At 42.0% G+C, this 24,364-nt stretch carries 24 protein-coding genes; 16 read left to right on the forward strand and 8 right to left on the reverse strand.

Annotated elements, in window-relative coordinates:
- Positions 1-178 precede the first annotated feature (178 nt).
- Positions 179-877, reverse strand: a complete 699-nt coding sequence (locus DW862_RS22695) for an Imm19 family immunity protein (RefSeq protein WP_120070597.1) — start codon at positions 875-877, stop codon at positions 179-181.
- A 7-nt stretch (positions 878-884) separates the two neighbouring features.
- Positions 885-1,163, reverse strand: a complete 279-nt coding sequence (locus DW862_RS22700) for a hypothetical protein (RefSeq protein WP_233471866.1) — start codon at positions 1,161-1,163, stop codon at positions 885-887.
- A 252-nt stretch (positions 1,164-1,415) separates the two neighbouring features.
- Between DW862_RS22700 and DW862_RS22705 the strand changes: the two genes are divergently transcribed.
- From DW862_RS22705 to DW862_RS22725, 6 genes are all read left to right on the forward strand, one after another.
- Positions 1,416-2,144: a TetR/AcrR family transcriptional regulator gene (locus DW862_RS22705; protein ID WP_120070601.1), complete on the forward strand. Its 729-nt coding sequence runs from the start codon at positions 1,416-1,418 to the stop codon at positions 2,142-2,144.
- A gap of 162 nt (positions 2,145-2,306) precedes the next feature.
- On the forward strand, positions 2,307-2,750 hold the full coding sequence (locus DW862_RS22710; protein ID WP_008022934.1) for a GNAT family N-acetyltransferase: 444 nt from the start codon (positions 2,307-2,309) through the stop codon (positions 2,748-2,750).
- A 9-nt stretch (positions 2,751-2,759) separates the two neighbouring features.
- Complete coding sequence (locus DW862_RS22715) at positions 2,760-3,440, forward strand: RNA polymerase sigma factor (protein WP_022275226.1); 681 nt, start codon at positions 2,760-2,762, stop codon at positions 3,438-3,440.
- 61 nt (positions 3,441-3,501) lie between these two features.
- Positions 3,502-4,026 carry a DinB family protein gene (locus tag DW862_RS22720; RefSeq protein WP_004313183.1) on the forward strand — a complete coding sequence of 175 codons (525 nt, stop codon included), beginning with the start codon at positions 3,502-3,504 and terminating at the stop codon, positions 4,024-4,026.
- Positions 4,027-4,556: 530 nt separating this feature from the next.
- Positions 4,557-4,706 (forward strand): hypothetical protein, encoded by a 150-nt coding sequence (locus DW862_RS26080; RefSeq protein ID WP_008770608.1) that lies wholly within the window; start codon positions 4,557-4,559, stop codon positions 4,704-4,706.
- Positions 4,703-6,910 carry an AAA family ATPase gene (locus DW862_RS22725; RefSeq protein ID WP_120070604.1) on the forward strand — a complete coding sequence of 736 codons (2,208 nt, stop codon included), beginning with the start codon at positions 4,703-4,705 and terminating at the stop codon, positions 6,908-6,910. Before DW862_RS26080 ends, DW862_RS22725 begins: the two co-directional genes overlap by 4 nt.
- Before the next feature lie 279 nt (positions 6,911-7,189).
- On the opposite strand, the gene DW862_RS26650 is transcribed toward DW862_RS22725, so the two are convergent.
- From DW862_RS26650 to DW862_RS22750, 6 genes are all read right to left on the reverse strand, one after another.
- Positions 7,190-7,315: a hypothetical protein gene (locus DW862_RS26650; RefSeq protein ID WP_008019746.1), complete on the reverse strand. Its 126-nt coding sequence runs from the start codon at positions 7,313-7,315 to the stop codon at positions 7,190-7,192.
- Positions 7,308-8,660 carry a cell envelope integrity protein CreD gene (creD, locus tag DW862_RS22730; protein ID WP_120070609.1) on the reverse strand — a complete coding sequence of 451 codons (1,353 nt, stop codon included), beginning with the start codon at positions 8,658-8,660 and terminating at the stop codon, positions 7,308-7,310. The genes DW862_RS26650 and creD overlap by 8 nt, the downstream gene beginning before the upstream one ends.
- Positions 8,661-8,686: 26 nt before the next feature.
- Positions 8,687-8,983 carry a transcriptional regulator gene (locus DW862_RS22735; protein ID WP_004313179.1) on the reverse strand — a complete coding sequence of 99 codons (297 nt, stop codon included), beginning with the start codon at positions 8,981-8,983 and terminating at the stop codon, positions 8,687-8,689.
- Positions 8,984-9,583: a hypothetical protein gene (locus DW862_RS22740; protein ID WP_008022928.1), complete on the reverse strand. Its 600-nt coding sequence runs from the start codon at positions 9,581-9,583 to the stop codon at positions 8,984-8,986.
- Positions 9,584-9,816: 233 nt separating this feature from the next.
- Entirely contained in the window at positions 9,817-11,307 is a 1,491-nt protein-coding gene (locus DW862_RS22745) for a UxaA family hydrolase (RefSeq protein WP_004303833.1), read from the reverse strand.
- Positions 11,308-11,337: 30 nt separating this feature from the next.
- Positions 11,338-12,402 (reverse strand): LacI family DNA-binding transcriptional regulator, encoded by a 1,065-nt coding sequence (locus DW862_RS22750; protein WP_004303832.1) that lies wholly within the window; start codon positions 12,400-12,402, stop codon positions 11,338-11,340.
- Between the two features lie 253 nt (positions 12,403-12,655).
- Between DW862_RS22750 and DW862_RS22755 the strand changes: the two genes are divergently transcribed.
- From DW862_RS22755 to DW862_RS22800, 10 genes are all read left to right on the forward strand, one after another.
- Positions 12,656-13,681, forward strand: coding sequence for a sugar kinase (locus tag DW862_RS22755; protein ID WP_004313177.1), 1,026 nt, complete (start codon positions 12,656-12,658; stop codon positions 13,679-13,681).
- Between the two features lie 69 nt (positions 13,682-13,750).
- On the forward strand, positions 13,751-14,419 hold the full coding sequence (locus DW862_RS22760; RefSeq protein WP_004300153.1) for a bifunctional 4-hydroxy-2-oxoglutarate aldolase/2-dehydro-3-deoxy-phosphogluconate aldolase: 669 nt from the start codon (positions 13,751-13,753) through the stop codon (positions 14,417-14,419).
- Positions 14,420-14,693: 274 nt separating this feature from the next.
- Positions 14,694-15,596 carry a cation diffusion facilitator family transporter gene (locus DW862_RS22765; protein WP_120070613.1) on the forward strand — a complete coding sequence of 301 codons (903 nt, stop codon included), beginning with the start codon at positions 14,694-14,696 and terminating at the stop codon, positions 15,594-15,596.
- Positions 15,597-15,644: 48 nt separating this feature from the next.
- A complete protein-coding gene (locus tag DW862_RS22770) occupies positions 15,645-17,243 on the forward strand; it encodes an aspartate:alanine exchanger family transporter (RefSeq protein ID WP_120070617.1) in 1,599 nt (532 codons plus the stop codon).
- 46 nt (positions 17,244-17,289) lie between these two features.
- Positions 17,290-17,670 carry a hypothetical protein gene (locus tag DW862_RS22775; protein ID WP_120070620.1) on the forward strand — a complete coding sequence of 127 codons (381 nt, stop codon included), beginning with the start codon at positions 17,290-17,292 and terminating at the stop codon, positions 17,668-17,670.
- 85 nt (positions 17,671-17,755) lie between these two features.
- Entirely contained in the window at positions 17,756-20,107 is a 2,352-nt protein-coding gene (locus DW862_RS22780) for a TonB-dependent receptor (RefSeq protein ID WP_120070623.1), read from the forward strand.
- 103 nt (positions 20,108-20,210) lie between these two features.
- Positions 20,211-21,404, forward strand: coding sequence for a helix-turn-helix domain-containing protein (locus DW862_RS22785; protein WP_120070626.1), 1,194 nt, complete (start codon positions 20,211-20,213; stop codon positions 21,402-21,404).
- 218 nt (positions 21,405-21,622) lie between these two features.
- Positions 21,623-22,819 carry an Ig-like domain-containing protein gene (locus DW862_RS22790; RefSeq protein ID WP_120070631.1) on the forward strand — a complete coding sequence of 399 codons (1,197 nt, stop codon included), beginning with the start codon at positions 21,623-21,625 and terminating at the stop codon, positions 22,817-22,819.
- Between the two features lie 60 nt (positions 22,820-22,879).
- Positions 22,880-23,695 carry a DNA-binding domain-containing protein gene (locus DW862_RS22795; RefSeq protein WP_004312541.1) on the forward strand — a complete coding sequence of 272 codons (816 nt, stop codon included), beginning with the start codon at positions 22,880-22,882 and terminating at the stop codon, positions 23,693-23,695.
- A gap of 120 nt (positions 23,696-23,815) precedes the next feature.
- Positions 23,816-24,160, forward strand: coding sequence for a hypothetical protein (locus tag DW862_RS22800; RefSeq protein WP_004312540.1), 345 nt, complete (start codon positions 23,816-23,818; stop codon positions 24,158-24,160).
- The last annotated feature ends 204 nt before the right edge of the window (positions 24,161-24,364 follow it).

A 24,364-nucleotide genomic window follows, 5' to 3' on the forward strand; every position in this document is an offset into this window, starting at 1 on the left:
TCACTTTAAAGAAAGCTACAAATAGTTACCCCCAAGAAATTGCGGGTGAGCCCATATTCTTTTTTTGTTCCTAATAAAATATTTACCAGCTTTTTGAAAGATCCCATTGCTTCTATTTTTTAGTTTGTTGCGAATGACTTTAAAAGGAATGACATAACATGAATTATTTTGTTTGCATCTATAGTTTTGATAAAAGGGCATTCAAATCTTTTATTTCCAACTTTACATCATCATCATACACCAATGCATTTCTATAGGAATGGTTGCTTGTACAGATAGTCCCTATTTCAGGAATCTCTTGTATATCGGAGTTAAGTATTAATAATCCGCTTAAGAGACATTTGCTAATATAATCTGGCTGTTCCTGAAATATCGGGATCTGTTTCAATCTTTGAGTTATTTCGTCGAAGGCTGCTTCTTTTTCTTGTTCTCTGATGGCGGACAAAGGTAACAATAAATGGAATAGTATATCTCCATATTTTTGTTTGGCAATCTGTAGCAACTCTGGATATGTGATGTATTTTAGGTGAAAATGTCCACAAATTTCTCCAATTAGGATATTATTTAGAAAATAGTATGTGTAGCATGGATGAAATTCTATTTTTAGTGTTATATCCTTATTCACAGGAAGTAATAGAGTATTCGGATTTTCTATCTCCCCTTCATTATCAGATGTCTCTAATTCGGATTGAGATAATTTTTTCCAATATTCTACACATTCTTTTCTATCTAAAGATGCTGGGGCTAGTTCTTCATTCCATATCTCATCAAAGTTTGCTTCCTTTTCTTCATCTACTGCTTGTATATGATGATGTAATATTACATCCCAAAAGAATGCATTTGCGAACGAATATTCTTTTTCTAGTATTATTTTCATTATATTTTTATTTTTGATTGTAACAAATGTTTGGCGGGTAATTCCTTTTAGAATAATTTACCCGTTTGTGATCGATGTTATTTTGTTTGCTATTATTTTTCTTAATTATACCATTAAAACTTTCTTCTAAAATATCGTCAAACGATCTTTTCTTTTTGGTATTTAGCAGCTTTCCAACAATTGATTTGGGCAGTAATGTATACTGGCTTTGTTTGCCTTTATTCTGACAGGCGTGTATCAGCAGATGGGGTATATTTATTCTTTCTTTTGCCTGATATGCTTTCATGTTTGTATCTTATAAAATAGTTATCATTTATTTAAAGATTATATTTTCATATAGATCACATATAATCATTTTATATTTAGCAGTATACTAATTATACTGTTTTTGTAACGAGTAATACGCAAATGTAATGATAATATTTATAAGAAAATTATTTCTCTAAATATTTATTTATTTTTATTTTATTCGAACTTGCTTACTAATAATTTCGGGTAAATTATTACCTTTGCTACCAATCGAAGATAACCGTTTGAAGTGAAAGAGGATAAGACGCAAAGAATACGCCGTACTCGCAACGAATTAAAGGAGGCTACCCTCCGAGCTGTGTCGGAACTGTCAAAAGAAAAAGGATTGTCCCGTATCACGATGGTGGATATTGGGGAGAAAGCAGGCATTCGTGTAGACGTGTTGAAACGTAACTACACTTCTGTGGAGAAGATACTTTCGCTTTATGCCGCTTCGGTAGACTATTGGATTTCTGATCTGTTCACCCCCAAACATCCGATGGCGACAATTAATGAAAAGGTAATGACCGAAGTCTTTACCAATCTTGCCAATGCCCTCTATAACGATAGTGAGATGCAAAAACTGCTTTTTTGGGAATTGTCCGAAGATAATCCTACTACTCGTCGGCTGGCAGCCAACCGGGAATTATTCTATGCTGATGTATTTACCCGCTACAATGATCTGTTTAAGGATACAGGGCTTCACATCGATATCATTTCGGCATTGATAAATGCAGGTATCTATTACCTGATTCTTCACCGTAAACGTTCCACTTTTTGGGGCGTAGACTTCTCAAAACGTCCGGAACGAAAACGGTTTATCGAAGCCATCGGTCAGGTGATTACCTTGGTCTTCAATACTCTTGAACAACAAAAACAAACAGTGGAGATAGCTCGCAAACTCAAACTGAAAGGTGTTGCTCTTGATGTGATAGCCGAATGTACGGGGTTGTCGAACGAGTTTGTGAAACAGTTGTAGTGTCCAGGCGGAATCCATTTTACCGTTGTGTCGGTAATATTTCCGGAAAGCTGTTTATTCGGCGAAAGTTTATATCTTTGCAATAAACTATTTTATAGGTTGTTGATAAACAAATATAACGGTACAGGTCAATGACTTCCACACCGTTCAATATCTAAAAATATGGAGATAAAACTAGTAACTTCAGATAAAAAAGAATTCCTTGATTTATTACTCTTGGCTGATGAACAAGAAAGTATGATTGACCGATATCTGGAACGCGGTGATATGTTTGTTCTTTATGATGACGGGCTGAAAGCTCTTTGTGTGGTGACACGTGAGGGGGAAGGAGTTTATGAAATCAAGAATATTGCTACTGTTCCTTTCTTTCAACGACAGGGGTACGGAAAACGTTTAATAGAGTTTTTATTTGAATATTATCAGGGGAAGTGCTCTGAAATGTTGGTGGGCACAGGAGATGTACCTTCTTCCAGATCATTCTATGAACATTGTGGTTTTGCGATTTCTCACCGGATAAAGAATTTCTTTACTGACAACTACGATCATCCGATGTATGAGGATGGTGTGCAGTTGGTGGATATGATATATTTGAAGAAAACATTTTAGTGTGTAACGATGGAAATAGATATCAATCGTTTGGTGAAAGAATATGGAAATATGATTTCCATGATTGCTCACCGGATGATTCAGAATAAAGAAATCGCCCGCGAAGCAGCACAGGAAGTCTGGTATGAACTTTGCAAAAGTATCAGTAGCTTTAAAGGCGATTCGGAGATTTCTACATGGATATACACTATCGCTCGTCGCACTATTGGTAGATATGCAGCATGTGAAAAGCATGTGAAAATGTCGGAAATCGAATATTTCCGTTCGTTGCCGGAAATTGAATATTCCGGTGGGGAAGAAGCGAAGCGGGAATGGATAAAAGAAAGGTGCGATTGGTGTATCACCGCTTTAAATCATTGTCTGAATAATGATGCTCGTCTGATTTTTATCTTTAGAGAAAATATCGGGTTGCCTTATCGACAGATTGGCGAAATCATGGAACTGAAAGAAAGTAATGTGCGGCAAATCTATAATCGTTCCATTCAGAAAATCACAGCTTTTATGAATGATACTTGCCCGTTATATAATCCCGATGGTGCTTGTAAATGTCGCATTTGCAAACCGGTATATTCTATTGATATGGATAAAGAATATACAATGGTGCAACGAATGATGAGGCTTGCCGATTTATATAGGAAGTTTGAAAAAGAACTACCGAGGAAAAATTATTGGGAGAAATTCTTGCAGTAAGTTGTCACAAAGCTTATTTGCTTTTCCACTAACTATATGTATAATTAAAAAACATATAGTTATGAGTAAAATTGACTTTTTAAAGGAGCAGATTATAGAAGCTCGCACATTTGTGAATCGTTTGATGTCTGAATTGCCGGAAGATTTGTGGTATGTTATTCCTGAAGGAACAGATTCTAACTTTATTTGGCAAGTGGGACATTTGCTTGTTTCACAGAATTTTCATACACTGACAACTGTTACCGGGGTAAACGAAAAGGTGGGGCGGTTAGTGCCTATCCAAAAATATAATAGAATATTCAATGGTATGGGAACATTGCATCGTTCCATAGAAGAGGGCTTGATTCCAGTTGCTGAATTGAGAGAACAAACGGAAATAATTCATCAAATCTGTATTGAGAATCTGGAAACTCTGAATGATGATGTTTTGGCAGAGTGCTTGCAGCCTTTCCCGTTTAAACATCCTGTTGCAGAAACTAAATATGAAGCATTGTCGTGGAGCTTTAAACATGAAATGTGGCACAGTGCAGAAATGGAAGCAATCAAAAGAGAGTTGGGGTATCCAATCGTTTGGATGGAGGGATAAATATTCGGTTATATTATCTAATCTTTATGAGCTAAAAAGCTATGCTTTATGACTGCCAAAGCTATGCTTTAAGGATGCTAAAGCATAGCTTTAAAGTGCATTATACATAGGAAGTTTGATTTATTTTCCAAGGCTTCACTTTTTCTTTAAAAACTCTTATTCATCGGTGATAGCGGGTGAAGGGTTTGTATTTCACCCGCCTTTTATTCGGATTTCTTGTACTTCAGTTTTGTTTTGACAATGGCGAGTTATATTAAAATAGTAAGTTTCTTTATGTGAAATTTGTGTGGACGAAATACTATTCGTATTTTTAAACTTACTATTGGTAGAAGTAAGTATATAAGCTTACTTTTAAAAGTAAATAGTTTGAGATATGAGTATATATGCTGCAATTTCGGCTTATATAGTTGTTTCGACTTCATTATCGAAAGAGGCTCTTGTCGAGTTGTCTATAGGAGTAAAATGTTTTTTTAGAAAAGACAGCTGCTGATTGTGATGGTTCTTGGGGCAGATTAGTTATTGAATGTGTAATGAAACACCCAAATGACGCATTGAGGATTGCAATAGGTATTGGTGGAATGAGAATAGTTGATAAAGAACTTGACATGATGGATGGTTATGAATTTATGAAGGTAATTAATGGATGTAGTACTGATAACGACAAAATTTCAAAGGTATGATTAATAAAATTTCGATAAAAGGTCCCGCCAGTTATAAGAATATGGCTGTTTTTGAAACTGACAAGAATATAAACTTGATCTATGGACTTAATGGCTCCGGCAAAAGTACATTGTCAGAATTCCTTAGAAAGAGAACTGATAATGAATATGCAGAATGTTCTATTTCGCCATTGTTAGATGAAGATACAGAAGAAATTCTCGTTTATAATGAGAACTACGTGAATGATGTATTCTATAGTTCCGATACTCAAAAAGGTATTTTCTCTTTATCAAAGGAGAATGCAGGAGCTAGAAAAAGAATTGATGCTGCTAATGCTGCATTGCAAGTTGCAAACAGAGATTTTCAAAAACAAGAATTACTACAAGAAAAAGAATTAGAAGCTTGGACTTCAACAAAATCAATATTTGCTAATCGTTTCTGGCAAATTAAAACACAATACACTGGTGGCGATAGAGTTCTGGAGTATTGTTTTACAGGTTTGAAAAGCAGTAAAGAATTATTGCTGAATCATATTGTTGGGTTGGCAAAACCATCTAATAAGCTTGTTGATTCTATTGATCAATTGAAAGAAGAAATACAACGACTGAATGAAGCTAAAGGGACTCAAATCCCACTTATTCAGGAAATCACATTTTCTGCAGGAGACATTGAAATAGATTCTTTATTTAAAGAGGTTATAACTGGAAATGCTAATAGTCGTGTTGCTAAATTAATAGATAGTCTTCATAATTCGGATTGGGTAAAGGTTGGCTTAAGTTTTGATACAAAAGATATTTGTCCATTTTGTCAGAGGCCATATCTTGATGATGATATAATAGCGGAACTAAGGTCATATTTTAATGAAGATTATGAAAAAGCAGTAGCAGATATAGAGAGTAAGGGAAAGACATACAAAGACTCTATTGATTTAATTCCAGATATTGATGCTTTTACTAATATTCCAATTATCCATGAGTTAGAGCAGACCTTTGCATTGGCCTTTAGAGCATATAAAGAAGCGGTAAACTCTAATCTGATTGAAATACGTAAGAAGTATCAAAACCCAAGTCAAATAGTTGAATTAGAAAATACTTCAACCAAATTAGGTGTTGTTAATAGTATTATACAGCAAGCTAATGCTATTATTGTAGAATTCAATAAAAAAGTGGTAGGTATTGATGGTGAACTTGCTATTATAAAGAAAAAATTCTGGAATAGACTGCGTTATGATTATGATCAATCTGTTACTGACTATAATAATCAAAAGGCTTCTACTGAAAATAAAATACGAGCATGCGAAACTGCAAAACAACATGTTCAAAGTCTGATAGATGAACAAAAGGCGATTATAGAAGCAGAACAGCAAAGCATTGTAAATATAGAGGAGTCCATTAACCATATAAATACTATGTTGGTTGACATGGGAATAATAGACTTTAAAATCATAAAATGCAGAGAAGAGGGCTTGTATCGTATTGTGAGAGGAGAAGATAGAAGTTCTGTATTCAAGACGTTAAGTGAAGGGGAAAGAACTATTATCAGTGTTTTGTATTTTGTGGAAACATGTCAGGGAATACTGGATAGGAGTAAGACGCAGAAGAAGCGTATTATTGTTATTGATGATCCTGTTTCAAGCTTGTCCACTATGTATGTGTTCAACATCGGTAGATTGTTGAAAAACGTTTTTTATCCTGAACTTATTAAAGATAGCACGCAGGAAACTGGCTTCTTAATGAAGCGTAAGTTTGAACAGGTTTTTATTCTAACTCATAATCTTTATTTTTTCTATGAGATGACGGATATGCGTGAACCACAACGTCACGCGTACCAATCTTTATTCAGGGTTTCTAAATCTGTGGCAGGTAGTAAAATTGAGACTATGCATTATGAACATATTCAAAGTGATTATCATACATATTGGATGACTATCAAAGATCCTGATACGCATCCTGCCTTGATTGCCAATTGCATGAGGAATATTATAGAATATTTCTTCAATTTTGTAGAAAAGAGGGATTTGAATAATGTCTTTATTCAAGATAAATTCAAGCAACCCAAATATCAAGCTTTCCAACGTTATATTAATAGAGAGTCTCATTCTCTTGGTCAAAATATTAATGACTTTAAAGATTTTGATTACAATATATTTATGGATGGGCTAAAAATGGTTTTTCTAGAAATGGGTTATTCAGAGCATTATAAAAAGATGATGAAATTGAAATAATCACTGTAATGATTTGAAATAAACATTGAGAAGAAAAGAATAATCTATTAGCATCTTTTCATTAGCTTATAGCAAAATCAAATATCATTATAGCAAAAAGAATTATGCTTATAGCTAATGAAATATTGATCCTGGTGGAAGGGTAGGTGAAGAGTTAGCCCTTCACCCTGTATCTCCGATGAATAAAAAGTATCGGAGCAAGGTGAAGGGTGAATTGCTTATTAAAAAATACAAGAAAAAAGCCATTTGTTAAGTATTTCAGTTCCATTATGGTTATTATCAGGCACCGTAATTAATCTTAGCTTTCGTTTCCCCTTGTAGTAATATGGATAGAAAGGAAGCGATCATCATCGTCTGATTCTCCTTTTGGATCAGGATGTGAATTTCCCCCAATGGTTTATTCATTAAACCAATCTATCTTCTTTGAAAAATACATTACCATTGCAAGGATAATAAATAATCCCAAGCTGCCTGCCAGTAACGCAAAAGTTTCTAGCTGAATAAGAACAAATATATAAAGATAAAGTATACCTAATAGTCCGGACATGATTAATGACGGTTTCTTTTTCTTGGTGATTCCGAACATGTATCCGCCTACCAGTATAATAGTCAGTGCAGAAGATAACAAATAGGCAGGGTTGAAACCGATGTGTTCAGAGAAGGAGAGGAGCAGGCTGTAGAATAGGCAGAGTGCCAGTCCTACCAATAAATACTGCAAGGCATGAATGCGGGTCTTGTTCATGATTTCAGTGAAGAAGATAACTCCGAAAGTCAGTAGGATAATCAGAATGGCATACTTTGCGGAACGCATAGACTGTTGGTACTGTTCCACCGGAATTTTGAAGTTCACACCGAAACTGGAACTCTCAATATCCTTGATATTTGAGGTGTTGAAGTCAACCATCACTTGTGAGTAATTCCGGTTCAAGTTTAAAACTTGCCATTGTGCGGAAAATTCCTTCTCCGTAATATTCCGGTTGTTAGGCAGATAGTTTCCGGTAAAGCTCGGTGTATTCCAGTTGGCTTTCAGATCTACACGGGTTGTTTTACCCAATGGAATAAAGTTGAGTGACTGTGAACCTTTCAGTTTGATTTTTATTTCGTATGGCAGTTTTTTGTTCTGCTTCAACTCCGACAAATTAGCGATCGCATGAACTCCGGTGTTAGCTATTCCTCTGTTGTCCATACCCGGTTCGAATATATAAACAGAATCTCCCAAGGTGATGCTGATTTGTTCGCTGATACCCCGCATATCGGTCAGGTTCAAGCAAATAGCTGCCCTGTCAAACTGCAACTGGTCCATGTCTATTCTGCTCTTTTTCAATTCTTCCGAACTGAATGAACCTTTCAATGTCAGTTCCGATTGATATACATTGACCTCATAGATACTTCTTTTCAGGATTTCAGTCTTCAGTTGTCCATTGACCATAAGCTCGTCAGGAAAAAGTATCAGGTCTTTGATGGAAACCTTCTTCTCACCGTTGTTTTCAGTGACAACCGGATACTGGAGATTCAGGTAAGGGCCAGTGATGGTCTGTGCAAGACTCCATTTTTCGCTTACCTCGTCGATAGCTTCTTCCTGGGTTCGTCCCCGTTCGGAAATAAGATTCTCAATCATAAACATGGGGATCATCAGGAGAAGGATTAATAATCCGATGATGACAACCTTGATTGTTTTGGAGAAACGGTGGAGGCATCCCATAGGTTGCTGCGCCTGTTGCTCATTTAAATTTTCATTGAAAGCGTCCATAAGCCAGTAGTGTTTTGATGAATTATTTATTTTGATTTTAGAAATTTCTCTAAGGCTTCAATATGCGATTTGAAAGCTTCTCTGCCTTGCGGGGTTGCCTGAAAAACAGTCCGTGGCTTTCGTCCGACAAAACTTTTGTTGCATACGATATATCCCAGTTCTTCCAGGGCACGGGTATGGCTGGCAAGATTGCCGTCGGTCAGAGAGAGCTGCTCTTTCAGAAAATTGAAATCAGCTTCCTCATTTACCATCAGAATAGCCATGATGCCCAGTCGGACCTTGCTTTCGAATGCTTTATTAATATATTGGAATGCTTCTATCATTTATGATCTCTTTCTTTCGTAGTGTAAATAGAACAATATACCATAGAGGATATGGAAACCGCCGAAACCGATGGTCCAAAACAATAATGAATGACCTTCCCAAAAACAGTCTACGACGCCCAAACAGATGAAAGCATAACCTAACCATACGATGCTGGAATAAGTAAACTTGGAAACGTTGACCAGTGCCAGCCCATAAAATAGAAGCATGACAGAAGCCAGGATGTCATAATACTCGTGCATAAGGATGGAAATACATAAAACACCTCCGGTCAGCATCGGAAGAGAGAAATTCCACAATGCCCGGTAAGTGAGGCGGCTGAAAAATTTTTGCCCTGTCTTCTTGGATTTGTAATAGGACAGGATGCAAGCAGTGACCGCAGCAGCTACCAATACGAGCGAGGCTATTATAGCCATCAATTCAAGGGCAACAATTAAATGAGTGCCCGGTGTAATAACTTGTGTGGCGATATATGCGCCAACTAATGCGTAAATGCCCGCCATGATTGCAGCGAGACCACTTAGAGAGATAAACTTTGAGGACTTTTCCATCAACTCTTTTATCTCATTTACCGATTCTAATGCTTTATCTTTATTCATATAAAAAAGTACTTTGTAGTGCAAAGTAAGATAAAAGATTTCAGATGAACAAACTTTTTGCTTGAATATTTTGATAATAAAGAGTTCAATGGTATGATCAGGCTTTGATATGGTATTATACAAAAAAAGAATTGCTGTCCCGTTCAACTTCTTGTTGAGTAGGGGATAGCAATTCTATGGTGTTAACGATGTGTCTTTTAACTTCGTATAAGTTCTTGTATCAAAAAAACAATTTACAAGGTTACGCCTGTTTTAAAAATAGCAATTTCGCGATAACCTTTCTTTTCGTTGTTTACAAATTCACCGCTTGCCACTTTGATAATATAATCAATGAAGCGTTCACAAGTCTTTTCCATCGGTTCGTTTTCTACAATCACACCAGCATTGAAGTCAATCCATCCCGGTTTGTTTTTAGCCAGCGTCGAGTTGGTGGAAATCTTCATGGTTGGAACAAAAGTACCGAAAGGAGTACCACGTCCGGTGGTGAAAAGTACCATGTGACATCCGCTTGCAGCAAGGGTGGTGGCTGCAACCAGGTCATTGCCCGGAGCAGAAAGCAGATTAAGACCTTTTTTCTGTAAACGTTCACCGTAAGGCATCACGCCGGATACATAGCTCTTTCCGCACTTTTGGGTACATCCCAATGCTTTTTCTTCCAGAGTAGAGATACCGCCGGCTTTGTTTCCCGGAGAAGGATTTTCGCCGACAGGCTCTCCGTGTGACAGGAAGTATTCTTTGAAGTCATTAATCAGATGGACGGTCTGTTCAAACAGTTCCTCGTTTTTGCAACGGTTCATCAGGATGGTTTCTGCACCGAACATTTCCGGTACTTCGGTCAATACGCTTGTACCTCCCTGTGCAATCAGGAAATCGGAGAACATACCCAATAGCGGGTTTGCCGTAATGCCGGAGAAACCATCGGAGCCACCGCATTTCAATCCCACACGCAATTCGGACAGAGGAACATCGGTGCGTTCGTCTTTAGAAGCCTTTGCATATAAATCACGCAGGATTTCCATTCCTTCTTCATACTCGTCACCTACCTTTTGAGTAACCATGAACTTCACGCGGTCTTCATCAAACTCGCCCAGAAACTCACGGAACACGTCCGGCTGGTTATTTTCGCATCCCAAGCCTACTACCAATACAGCACCTGCATTGGGGTGAAGCACCATGTCACGAAGAATCTTTTTCGTATTTTCGTGGTCGTCACCAAGTTGTGAGCAACCGTAGTTGTGTGGGAAAGCGACAATGGCATCCACTCCCTTACCTTCGGTTTCGCGACGCAGTCCTTCAGCCAGTTGACCGATGATACCGTTTACGCAACCTACTGTCGGGATAATCCATATTTCGTTTCTTACCCCTACATCACCGTTTTTGCGACGATAACCTTTGAATGTAAGATCTTTATGAGGAATATCCAAAGAAACCTGAATCGGGTTGTAAGTGTAATCCAACAATCCGGCGAGGTTGGTTTTGATGTTCGTTTCGTTCATCCAGTCACCCTGTTTCTTTGCCATTCGTGCATGTCCGATAGGATAACCGTACTTGATTACATTTTCGCCTTCAGCAAAATTCTTCAATGCGAATTTATGTCCGGCAGGAATGTCTTCGTTCAATGTAATTTCAATGCCATCTACAGAAAGATGCTCTCCTGCCGGGAGGTTAACAATGGCAACGGCAACGTTGTCGGCAGGATTAATTCTTAAATACTTTGTTTCCATGTAATGTACTTGTAAAGTTGTACTTTGTTGTTATTTGCTATGGTAATAGTCTATTGTTTCTACCGTTAACAAGTCGATGGGCATATAGTTGATGCAGGTCACTTCTTTCTTGAAAATAAGGTGATCGCAAAGAGCTTTGATGCCATTGGCGCCTTGCAGTTCCGGTTGCTGGGCAATGAGGAAAGAGATGCTTCCTTCTTTCAGGCAGGTGACATTCCGTTCCAGAAGGTCATAACCTATCAGATTGAAATCTTTCTTTCCGCGACTTTGCAGGTATTCGCCGACGATATAGGCTTTAGAGTTGAATGTGATTCCGTTCTTCACTGTCGGGTAGGTACGGAAGAATTCATCCAGCATCTCATTGTCTTCGTCGTTGCGTTCGGCATGCAAGTCGAGCTCCAGTATAGTACAAGACGGATGATGCTCTTTCATGTACTGCCTGAAACCGATTTCTCTGTTCTCTTGCTGGTTAGAACCTACAATTCCTTCATGTATCTTGCGGAAAATAACGATTTCCTTTTCATCCCGTGCCAGTAACATCATCATTCTGGCAGCGAAGTATCCGCTTTGGCGTGAGTTCTGACCAAAGAAGGCGAGGGGAGGAACGTCTTTGATATTGGAGTCTATATATATATAAGGTATATCCAATGCCTGCAACTGATCGGTGAAACCTTTCGTATACTGCGGAGCGGTAGGAGCTACCATCACTCCGTCCGGCTGTAAAGCCAGAATGGCTTCGCTGGCATTCTCGAATGAATGGTAGTCGTACGGATCGTAATAGTTGATTTTCACCGAAGTATTGAAATCCGAATAGGTGGCAATAGCTTCGTGGATACCGGTTTCTACCGCTGTCCAGTATTCGCCTTCCAGATGCTCCGGCAGCAGACAGATAAACGTATACTTCTTATTAGAAGCCAAAGCGCTGGCGTACATGTTGGGCTGGTAGTCAAGCTGCTTCAGAATTTCTTCTACGCGTTTCTTGCTGGCTTCCGACACTCCGCTACGTCCATGAATAACGCGGTCTACTGTTCCCACTGATACATCTGCCAGACGGGCGATGTCTTTGATTCTGATCCTTTCGGGCAATTTATTCATACGATAACCTTTATTTATATAGGTTTTTGTGCTCGCACACAATAATAATCTTAATATTTTCGATACAAATATATAACAATTTTTGTAATTACGAAAATTGTTGTATCTTTGTGCCCGCACACGAAAGGTATGTGGTGTTAGTCTTTTTATAGATTAATAGTCATGTTATCAGTGTGTTAACCCCTAAAATAGGGCTGGAATGATAAATTGAAAGTTCATAATATTAATAACTTAGAATTTAAAACATAAGATTATGGGAAAGAAAGTCGTTACATTAGGCGAAATCATGCTTAGATTATCAACTCCGGGTAATACTCGTTTTGTTCAATCTGACTCTTTTGATGTAGTATATGGTGGTGGAGAAGCTAACGTTGCAGTGAGCTGTGCCAACTACGGACATGACGCCTATTTCGTAACTAAATTACCGAAACACGAAATTGGACAGTCTGCTGTTAACGCATTGCGTAAATATGGCGTAAAGACAGACTTTATTGCCCGTGGTGGCGACCGTGTAGGTATCTACTACTTGGAAACAGGTGCTTCTATGCGTCCTAGCAAAGTTATTTATGACCGTGCTCACTCTGCTATTGCTGAAGCTGACGCTGCTGATTTCGACTTTGATGCTATCATGGAAGGTGCTGACTGGTTCCACTGGTCTGGTATCACTCCGGCTATTTCTGACAAGGCTGCCGAGTTGACTCGTCTGGCTTGTGAAGCTGCAAAACGTCACGGCGTAACTGTTTCTGTTGACTTGAACTTCCGTAAGAAACTGTGGACGAAAGAAAAAGCACAGTCTATCATGAAACCGTTGATGCAGTTTGTAGACGTATGTATCGGTAACGAAGAAGATGCAGAACTTTGCTTGGGCTTCAAACCGGATGCTGACGTTGAGGCTGGCCACACAGATGCTGAAGGCTACAAGGGTATCTTCCAGCAAATGATGAAAGAATTCGGATTCAAATATGTAGTTTCTACTTTGCGCGAATCTTTCTCTGCTACTCACAACGGTTGGAAAGCTATGATCTACAACGGAGAAGAATTCTATACTTCAAAACGTTATGATATCGATCCGATTATCGACCGTGTAGGTGGTGGTGACTCTTTCTCCGGCGGTATCATCCATGGTTTGATGACTAAACCTAATCAGGGTGCTGCTCTTGAATTCGCTGTTGCTGCATCTGCATTGAAACATACTATCAATGGTGACTTCAACCTTGTTTCTATAGAAGAAGTAGAAGCATTGGCTGGTGGTGACGCAAGCGGTCGCGTACAGAGGTAAATAAGTTGAGAGTTGAGAATGGAGAGTTGAGAGTTTGAAAAATCAATTCATTTAAAATAAGAAATTAAGATGGCAAAATTCGATAAAATAGCCGTATTGAATAAGATCGGCTCTACAGGAATGGTTCCTGTATTCTATCACAAAGATGCAGAAGTTGCAAAGAAAGTAGTAAAGGCTTGTTATGACGGTGGTGTTCGTGCTTTTGAATTCACAAACCGTGGTGACTTTGCACAGGAAGTATTTGCTGAAATCGTTAAGTTCGCAGCAAAAGAATGTCCTGAAATGGCAATCGGTATCGGTTCTATCGTTGATCCGGCTACTGCTGCTATGTACTTGCAGCTGGGTGCTAACTTCGTAGTAGGTCCGTTGTTTAATCCTGAAATTGCTAAGGTATGTAACCGTCGTTCGGTAGCTTATACTCCGGGATGCGGTTCTGTATCAGAAGTAGGTTTTGCGCAGGAAGTAGGTTGCGATCTTTGCAAAGTATTCCCGGGTGATGTTTACGGAACTAACTTCGTGAAAGGCTTGATGGCTCCGATGCCATGGTCTAAGCTGATGGTAACAGGTGGGGTAGAACCTACTAAAGAAAACCTGACTGCATGGATCAAAGCTGGTGTATTCTGCGTAGGTATGGGCTCTAAGTTGTTCCCGAAAGATAAAGTGGCAGCAGAAGACTGGGCTTATGTAACTGCAAAATGTGAAGAAGCGCTCGGTTATATTGCCGAGGCTCGTAAATAAGATTAGAGAGCGAAAGCTGTCTATAATAAAAAGAGGTTGATGCGACAGCCTCTTTAAAATATGCCTCGAGGGTTAGTTAGTTTAGTTAGTATATGAGGCATATTTTCATTTTGTTTAAAGGTGTTTAAAGGGGATAAGCCATCGGGATGATTCATTCATTTCGGTGGCTTGTTTTTTGGGGGAGGGGAGCCGTTACTATTGCTGAAAGTGGAATGGGGATGAACTAATCTCCCGATAAGATGTTTTTAAGGTAGTAGATATAATAATATATAATATGGAACCTCATCATCACCACGAACATAATCATCAGTTGACATCGCTCAATAAGGCTTTTATCATAGGCATTACTCTGAATATTGCTTTTGTTATCGTAGAATTCGGAGTAGGGTTTTATTATAATTCTCTGGGATTGCTTTCTGATGCCGGGCATAACTTGGGTGATGTAGCCAGTCTGGTGCTTGCCATGTTGGCTTTCCGGTTGCAGAAAGTTCATCCCAATAGCCGCTACACGTATGGATATAAGAAGAGTACGATTCTTGTCTCTTTATTAAATGCAGTTATATTATTGGTTGCCGTGGGCATTATTATTGCCGAGAGTGTAGATAAATTGTTCCACCCGGTTTCCGTAGATGGTTCTGCCATCGCATGGACAGCCGGGGTGGGAGTGGTCATCAATGCGCTTACTGCCTGGCTCTTTATGAAAGATAAAGATAAGGATCTGAATGTGAAAGGAGCTTACCTGCACATGGCAGCAGATGCATTGGTGTCTGTCGGTGTAGTTGTTTCCGGCATTATTATCACCTATACAGGATGGAGCATTATTGACCCGATTATCGGGCTTGGCATTGCTGTTGTCATTATTGTCTCTACTTGGGGATTGCTTCACGATAGCCTTCGGTTGTCGTTGGATGGAGTACCGGTGGGGATAGACGCTCAAAAGATACAGCAACTTATCATGGAACAACCCGGCGTGGAGAATTGCCATCACCTGCATATCTGGGCGTTAAGCACAACGGAAACCGCTTTGACTGCCCATATTGTTATTGACAATATCACACAGTTGGAAGAAGTGAAACAGCATATAAAGGAAGCACTTGAAGAGGCAGGTATTCATCATGCCACTTTGGAGTTTGAAGACGAAAGGACTACTTGCTGCAAGGAATGTTGTGAGGATTAAATAAAATCCGTACCTTCGCGCCCTTAAACTAACTAACCTTTATTTTTTATGTTTACTGACTTATTGCATTCCTCTTATTTTTCCCTTTTCCTGATTGTCGCATTGGGATTTATGCTGGGAAGAATTAAAATTAAGGGGTTATCTCTCGATGTGTCGGCAGTTATTTTCATTGCCCTTCTTTTCGGGCATTTTGGTGTTATCATTCCTAAAGAATTAGGAAACTTCGGCTTGGTGCTCTTCATTTTTACCATCGGTATTCAGGCAGGGCCCGGATTCTTCGACTCTTTCCGTAGCAAAGGAAAGACGCTTATTCTCATCACTATGCTTATTATTTGTTCCGCCTGCCTTACCGCAGTCGGGCTGAAATATGCATTTGATATCGATACACCGAGTGTTGTCGGTCTGATCGCCGGAGCGCTAACCAGTACGCCGGGTTTGGCCGTTGCCATCGACAGTACCAATTCTCCTCTGGCATCCATTGCTTACGGTATCGCATATCCGTTTGGAGTGATCGGCGTGATTCTGTTTGTCAAGCTGTTGCCTAAAATTATGCGGGTAGATTTAGATAAAGAAGCCCGTCGTCTGGAGATAGAACGTCGCGGACAATTCCCTGAATTGACAACTTGCATTTATCGCGTCACTAATGCGAATGTATTCGATCGCAGCCTGATGCAAATTAATGCGCGCGGTATGACGGGTGCTGTCATTTCACGTCTGAAGCATGATGATGAAATCTCGATTCCCACAGCCCATACGGTGTTGCATGAAGGAGACTACATACAAGCCGTAGGTAGCGAAGAATCACTGGATCAACTGGCTGTGTTGGTAGGCAAGAGAGAAGAAGGTGAACTGCCTTTGGATAAAACGCAGGAAATAGAATCTTTGTTGTTGACTAAAAAAGACATGATAAACAAACAACTGGGTGATTTGAACTTACAGAAAAACTTTGGTTGTACAGTGACTCGTGTTCGTCGAAGCGGTATTGATTTATCTCCGTCTCCCGATTTAGCCTTGAAGTTTGGTGATAAACTGATGGTAGTCGGTGAGAAAGAGGGACTTAAAGGAGTAGCCCGCCTGTTGGGAAACAATGCGAAGAAACTATCCGATACGGACTTTTTCCCCATTGCAATGGGGGTTGTGTTGGGCGTGTTGTTCGGCAAAATAAATATCTCTTTCTCTGATACCCTGTCATTCTCACCAGGACTGACCGGGGGAGTTTTGATGGTAGCTCTTGTGTTGAGTGCGATAGGTAAGACTGGACCCATTATCTGGTCTATGTCCGGACCTGCCAACCAGTTGTTGCGCCAGTTAGGTCTGCTTCTTTTCCTTGCCGAAGTGGGAACTTCTGCCGGTAAGAATCTGGTAGCTACCTTCCAGGAAAGCGGATTATTGATGTTCGGAGTAGGAGCCGCCATCACATTGGTGCCGATGCTTGTTGCAGCCATTGTCGGACATTTCGTATTTAAAATCAGTCTGCTCGATTTGCTGGGAACTATTACAGGAGGAATGACAAGTACTCCGGGACTCGCTGCCGCCGACTCGATGGTGGATAGCAATATTCCGAGCGTAGCTTACGCAACTGTTTATCCGATTGCCATGGTATTCTTGATTCTGTTTATTCAAGTAATAGCCTCGGCTGTATATTAACAGAATTTTATATAATAATTGATTGTTAAATAAATAGTTCGTATCTTTGCCGCCTCAAAGAAAAAATGAGGTGAAACGATTGTTATTGAATATTACACGCTACTTCTTGCCGATACTGTTTGTATCGTATCTGGTAAGCTTTACATTCTTTGCCCACGTGCATGTGGTCAATGGCGTGACAATCGTCCATTCACACCCGTTTAAGAAAGGGGCGGCACATGAACATTCTACAGTCGAACTACAGCTGATTCATTGTCTGTCTCACTTAACGGCAGACGGTGCGGCTGTTGTTTTTGCTCTTTCCCTTTTTATTCCTTTCTTATTATGCTTGTTGCCCGGACGTTCGCAACACACTCACTATCACTGTCCGTATCATGGGGTAGTGGGACTTAGGGCACCCCCGGTTATTCGTTTCTCTATTCTTTAAATGATGATACCGTACCTTGCATGAGGTACGGGCATTATCTGTCTATCCATGTAAATACTTATCGAAAACGAATAACAAACGAAAAATGAAGAATTACATCTTTTCGCTTGTCTGCTTGTGCTGCACATTGTTGCCTGCCCTCGAAGGACAAGCTCATGAATATCCTAATCATCCCGAATTACGTAAGTCAGATGCCAATATCGTTGGCCATGTACTGGATAAGAAAACGAAAGAGCACCTTCCTTACATCACCATTGCACTGAAAGGAACAACGATAGGAACCGTGACCGACGCTACCGGACATTATTTTTTGAAGAATTTGCCGGAAGGTAACTTTATACTGGAGGTTAGCTCGGTCGGCTACAAGACCGTGACCCGCAACGTGACTCTGAAAAAAGGAAAGACACTGGAAGAGGATTTTGAAATAGAAGAGGACGCGATTGCTTTGGATGGGGTAGTGGTTTCCGCCAACCGCAGTGAAACGACGCGCCGTTTGGCTCCTACTTTGGTAAATGTCGTCGATCTGAAACTATTTGAAACGACTAACTCTTCCACTTTATCGCAAGGGTTGAACTTTCAGCCCGGTGTACGTGTAGAGACAAACTGCCAGAATTGTGGCTTCCAGCAAGTCCGCATCAATGGACTGGACGGACCGTATACGCAGATTTTGATAGATTCCCGTCCCGTATTCAGTGCCCTTTCCGGAGTGTATGGCCTGGAACAGATTCCCGCCAGCATGATTGAACGCGTAGAAGTGATGCGTGGGGGAGGTTCCGCCTTGTTCGGCTCTTCGGCCATTGCAGGAACCATCAATATAATCACCAAAGAGCCTTTGCGCAATTCCGGCCAGCTGTCGCACACCCTTACTGCTTTAGGGGGCGGCTCCTCATTCGATAACAATACCTCCCTGAATGCTTCATTAGTGACGGACGATCATCGTGCCGGACTGTATATCTTTGGTCAGAACCGTCACCGGTCCGGATATGATTATGACGGAGACGGATTCACCGAACTACCTAAATTGAAGAATCAGACAGTGGGCTTCCGCTCTTATCTGAAAACAAGCACTTACTCCAAACTAACCTTCGAATATCACCACATGCAGGAATTCCGTCGGGGAGGGGATATGTTGGACCGTCCTCCTCACGAAGCCCATATTGCAGAGCAGTTGCAACATTCGATTGATGGTGGAAGTTTGAAGTTCGATTATTTCTCGCCAGATGAAAAGAACCGTCTAAGTATCTTTGCGTCAGCCGCCAATACAGATCGGGACAGTTATTACGGACCGGGTAACGATCCTCTGAAAGCCTATGGAAAAACAACGGATTTAACCGCTATGGGCGGCGCGCAGTATGTACATACGTTTGATAAGTGTTTTTTTATGCCTTCTGACCTCACGGCAGGACTTGAATATAACCGTGATCGTCTGAAAGATAATATGTGGGGATATGACCGCCACACGGATCAGACGGTAAATATTTACAGTGCTTTTCTGCAGAACGAGTGGAAGAACGACCGTTGGGGCATTCTGATCGGTGGTCGTCTGGATAAGCATAACATGGTAGATAATGTCATCTTTAGCCCCCGTGCCAACTTGCGTTTCAACCCGACACAGAATATAAACCTGCGTTTGAGCTATTCATCCGGATTCCGTGCTCCGCAGGCTTTTGATGAAGATATGCATATTGAAAATGTGGGCGGAACAGTGGCAATGATTGAGCGTGCGAAGAACTTGAAAGAAGAGAAATCCCAAAGTTTCAGTGCGTCCGCAGATATGTATCACCGTTTCGGAGTATTCCAGACGAATTTCTTGATCGAGGGCTTTTATACAAGACTGACAGATGTCTTCGTGTTGGGCGAACCTTATGACCGTGGCGATGGGATATTGGTAAAACCACGCAGTAACGGTCCCGGCGCGAAAGTGATGGGGCTAACGCTGGAGGGCAAAGTGGCTTATCTTTCCATCCTGCAAATACAAGCGGGACTCACTTTGCAACGCAGCCGATACGATGAACCTCATAAATGGCATGACGACGCACCGGCAGAAAAGAAGATTTTCCGTACTCCCGATACATACGGTTACTTCACAGCCACTTACACTCCTGTAAAACCTCTATCCATCGCCCTGTCAGGAACTTATACCGGAAGAATGTCAGTACAACGCATGGACATCACCGCCGAGAATGCCGAACTGGGCGCAATGCCCGAACGAAAGGCGGAAGCCATCCGTACACCCCGTTTCTTCGATTTGGGAGTGAAACTGGCTTACGACTTCAAGCTATACAAAACAGTCGATTTGCAACTAAACGGAGGCGTTCAGAACCTCTTTGAGTCTTATCAGAAGGACTTTGACAGAGGAGCTAACCGGGATTCGGGCTATATTTACGGGCCTTCTCTGCCGAGAAGTTTCTTTGCCGGAGTGAAGATTAGCTATTAACCGGTTTAAACAGATTTTGCAGACTTGTCGAATTTTACAGGGTGTAACTAGTCGGTTTCTCGTCAAGATTCATTAACTTTGTCGGGAAAATAAATGCTAAGCAATGGATATACCGGCTTTACACACACTAACAAACGGCATTATTATCGGAATATGTCTGTCTGTATCTTTCGGTCTTGTCTGCTTCAAGCAGATGGCGCACGCCATTAATCCCAAATACAGGCGTGCATGCCATTTCTTCATCGCTGCTTCTTTCATTATCGCTGCCGGTCATTTGGCGGAGTTGCTGGTTGACGGGTTCGGCGTATACCGGTCGTTGGACTTATTCTCAATATTGGTGTTGGTGCTTGCTTCTTCGCAGGCGTTGATGTTCACGTTTATGTTGATATTGCTGTTCGACAGCAGGTACGTCACTTTTGCCAATGTGATGAAGCATGCGGTGCCTTCGCTCGTTTTCATTCTGCTGTATGTGGTGAGTTGCTGCATTGAAGCGGACGTCTGTGTATATTCTTTGGCAGAATGGCGTGCGTGTGTCGTTCACAATCTCCCGTTGGCAGTGCGGACCTTGTTCGGTGTCACCTATACCGTACAACTGTTCGTTTACATCCGCCTCTTTTTCCGTAAAAAACGCCACTACATCACGCATTTAAAAGAATTGACCGGAGAGTGTATCTCCAAACTGGAACTCCGGTGGACGATGCGCGCTTTCCTTTATGCGTTGAGTATCGGCATTGGCGCATGGGTTTTACTTGTCTGTCCGGGACCGATACCCGAGTTTAGTTTCAGTTTCCTTATCGTGGTTTTCTATCCTGCTTTTGCATGGCTGTACACTAACTATCATTACACTTACGAGATGCTACGCCGTTTTATCGTTGAACAGGATGGGAAACTGCCCCAACCACCGCTCGAAGCCGATATGGGCGACCTCATCTGTTACCTGCAATCCGGCGATAGCAACCACTTGTTTGAAGAGCTCGAAGCCTATCTGCAGAAAGAACAACCGTACCTCGACTACAACTTCAAGCGTGACGACCTGATTAAAGCTCTTGGCACAAACGAGCGTAATCTCTCCGCCGCTGTGGGGCGTGCCACAGGACTGACCTTGCAAAATTATCTTCTCCGCCTGCGCATCCGTCATGCCATGGACTTGCTCCTGCTTCCGGACTACGCGAACCACACAATTGAAGACATTGCCGGAGCGTCGGGCTTCAAGGCAATGCGCACCTTCAACCGCAATTTCCGCGAATTGGTAAAAATGACTCCTACCGAGTTCCGCCGACAAAAGTCTGTACTTTAAAGGAGAAGGCGATACTCTTTTATCATCAAATGCTGTTGTTTCCATCAATGCATAGGTAGAAGTTTCTCCGAACAATGGAATTTCCGGCAATCCTGCAAGATTTGCAGGATTTTGGCTATACAATGCAGGATTTTGGCTATACCTTTTCGTTGTTGCATATTACTTTTGTCCGAAAAGAGAACACGATTTATTCACCCTTTTAGAAAGACAAAAGACGTATGAAACAACTAAGAATCTTTTTCCTCTGCCTTATGGCAGCAACGTTGGCAACCGCCTGTGGCGACGACAACAATGACGACAACTCTGTGCCCGTAGAGAGCATCACCCTCAATCATGAGACTCTGACCCTGAAATCGGGAGCGACCGAAACGCTGGTTCCCACCATTGTCCCCGACCGGGTGACTGCCGAATCCGTAGTATGGAGCAGTGACAAAACTTCCGTAGCCACCGTAAGTAAAGACGGACTGGTGACCGCCGTAGCTGAAGGAACAGCCACCATCACCGCCACCGCACGCGAAAAGTCCGCCACCTGCCTTGTGACGGTCAGCAGCAACAAGACGCTTGTCACTACCGCAGCCGAACTGAAAACCGCTATTGAAACGGCAGACGGCACTGCGGATGCACCAACACAAATCATCCTCGGTGAAAATATTGAGGCTGCTGCGGATGCAGAGCATTTTGCCTTTTCAATAGACGGCAAACACATTGCTATCGACGGCGAAAATAATCCTATCGACGGAAATTATTATATTTCCCGTACCGCTAGCGACAAAAGCCTTTTTAAGCTTATAAACGGCGCGTCATTGAAGCTGACCAACCTCGACATTTATGGAAATGCTGATACCTATTCAACTAATATCGCCTGCATATTTGTTAGGGCGTCTTGCAAACTAACGCTGGGTAACGGCTTCGAACTATATTCCGGCGATGGGAATGATAATGACCAGCTAATTGGTATCTCTGTCGGTGATAATGCCACGCTCATTATGGAAGGCGATGCTGAAATCTCCAAAAGCATAAAGGGGCAGGAAGTGCTTGTTGCCCCTACAGGAATACTGCAACTGAAAGGCGGAAAAATAAAAGCAAGGGAGGAGGGAACGTATATGAGTGAACGGAGCCTCTGTCTGCAAGCTGCGATTAATGGCAATCAAGTGACCATCCCCACCGTTACGGTTGAAAACGAACTTCCGGCGGATTCTGATTTTAAATTAGATCTATATGATTACGTGTTGAGTCGTTCCACTGTCCGGCCAGGAGCCGAAACCGTTGTTAAGGGAACCGACAGCTACACCTTGACTGACAGTGATCTTATGAAGTTCCATCTGATGACTAATACTACTGGGGGCATGACATATTATGACAGTCTTTTCGAACTTTATCTGGACGGTAATGCTATCAAGATGCGTGCGAAATGACAAACAGCACAGAACGTAACCAATAAATAGATATTCACTTTCCTTAAAACAATCATTATCATGGCAACAAACGAAAAAATCACGCTCAATGTTGACCTTTACGACAACATCATGACCGAGCAAAAAGGCGACTACACCGGACGCGCACGCATCACAGGCAGTCTGCACAACAAAGAAATCGCAGCACGCATCATCAAGGAGCGTACCGAGTACCGGCAGGAGACCATCGAGAACATCCTCGACCTTGCCGACCAGAAGAAGGTGGAAGCCATCGCCGAAGGGAAGAGCGTGGTAGACGGTGTGGGACAGTACATTGTCACCGTACGCGGTTCGTTCCTCGGGGAGAACGCCCAGTTTGACGCCACGAAGCACTCGCTCGGTGTGTCCTACACACCGGGACAACTGCTGCGCGACCAGCTCAAAGCCGTAAAAGTAATCTGCAACGGGCTGGCACAGACGGGGCCGGTCATCAACTCCATCACCGACTCCGTGACGAAGAGTATCAGCCAGGTCATCACTTCCGGCGGTCCTGCCGTTATCAGCGGAAGCAACATTAAAATCCTCGGTGACGACCCTTCGGTAGGCATCTATCTCACCAAAGACGAAGAGGGAGCCGTCCCGTTGAAAGTGTCCGTCATCGTTCACAACGCACCGTCACAACTCACCATCATGCTACCTGCCATAGAAGCCGGAAAGCTCTATGCGCTAAGCATCACGACACAATATAGCGGAAGCAACAAGGCATTGAAAACGCCACGCTCTTACCGTTTCCCGATTCTGCTGGGTGACGAAAACGCGGGTGGCGGCGGTGGCGGCGGCGAAGCGCCCGACCCTGAAATCCCCGGAGGAGGTGAAGCCCCCGACCCGGCTGCATAAAGAAGCAGGTCACGAATGAGGGCGGACAGTCCGGCTGCAGACAGCGCATCCGCCCTCATGGCAAACAAAAAAGGCGGCAGCCTTTCATAATTTACCCTTTTAAAGAAAACAGAAAGACGCATGAAACAACTAAGAATCTTTTTCCTCTGCCTTGTGGCAGCAACGTTGGTAACCGCCTGCGGCGGCGACGACAAAGACAACTCTACACCGGTAGAGAAAATCACCCTTGACAAGGACAAACTGACGTTTGTGGCTCAATGGAAGATGCGGCCATCCCATTTTCCCGAAGGTGGATTCACGGTGGTGAAAGGAGACGGATACACCTTAACCCAACTCGATCTTGAGAAAATCACCTCATTGGAAATGGACGTCACCGGTAGTTCTGTAACCTCTGAAAACTGCGAACTGGTACTGGATACAGCCGAAAATGCCATCAAGCTGCGTATCAAAGCAACAGCCTATTGAATACGTAAAACCGGAACGGCGGAAAGGGATGTGTGCCGCAGTAGGCTGGGGAGACGTGCCGCAGCAGGCTAGGGAAGCATGCCACAGCAGGCAAGGGGAGCATGCCACAACAAGTTAGGGAAACGCACCACAGCAAGCTGTGGCAATACACCCTAATTTCCCGGCTACGACAGCACAGAACACGCAAAAAGGCAGCAGTTACTC

Source organism: Bacteroides sp. AM37-9 (genome assembly GCF_003603455.1).
Classification (GTDB): Bacteria; Bacteroidota; Bacteroidia; order Bacteroidales; family Bacteroidaceae; genus Bacteroides; species Bacteroides xylanisolvens.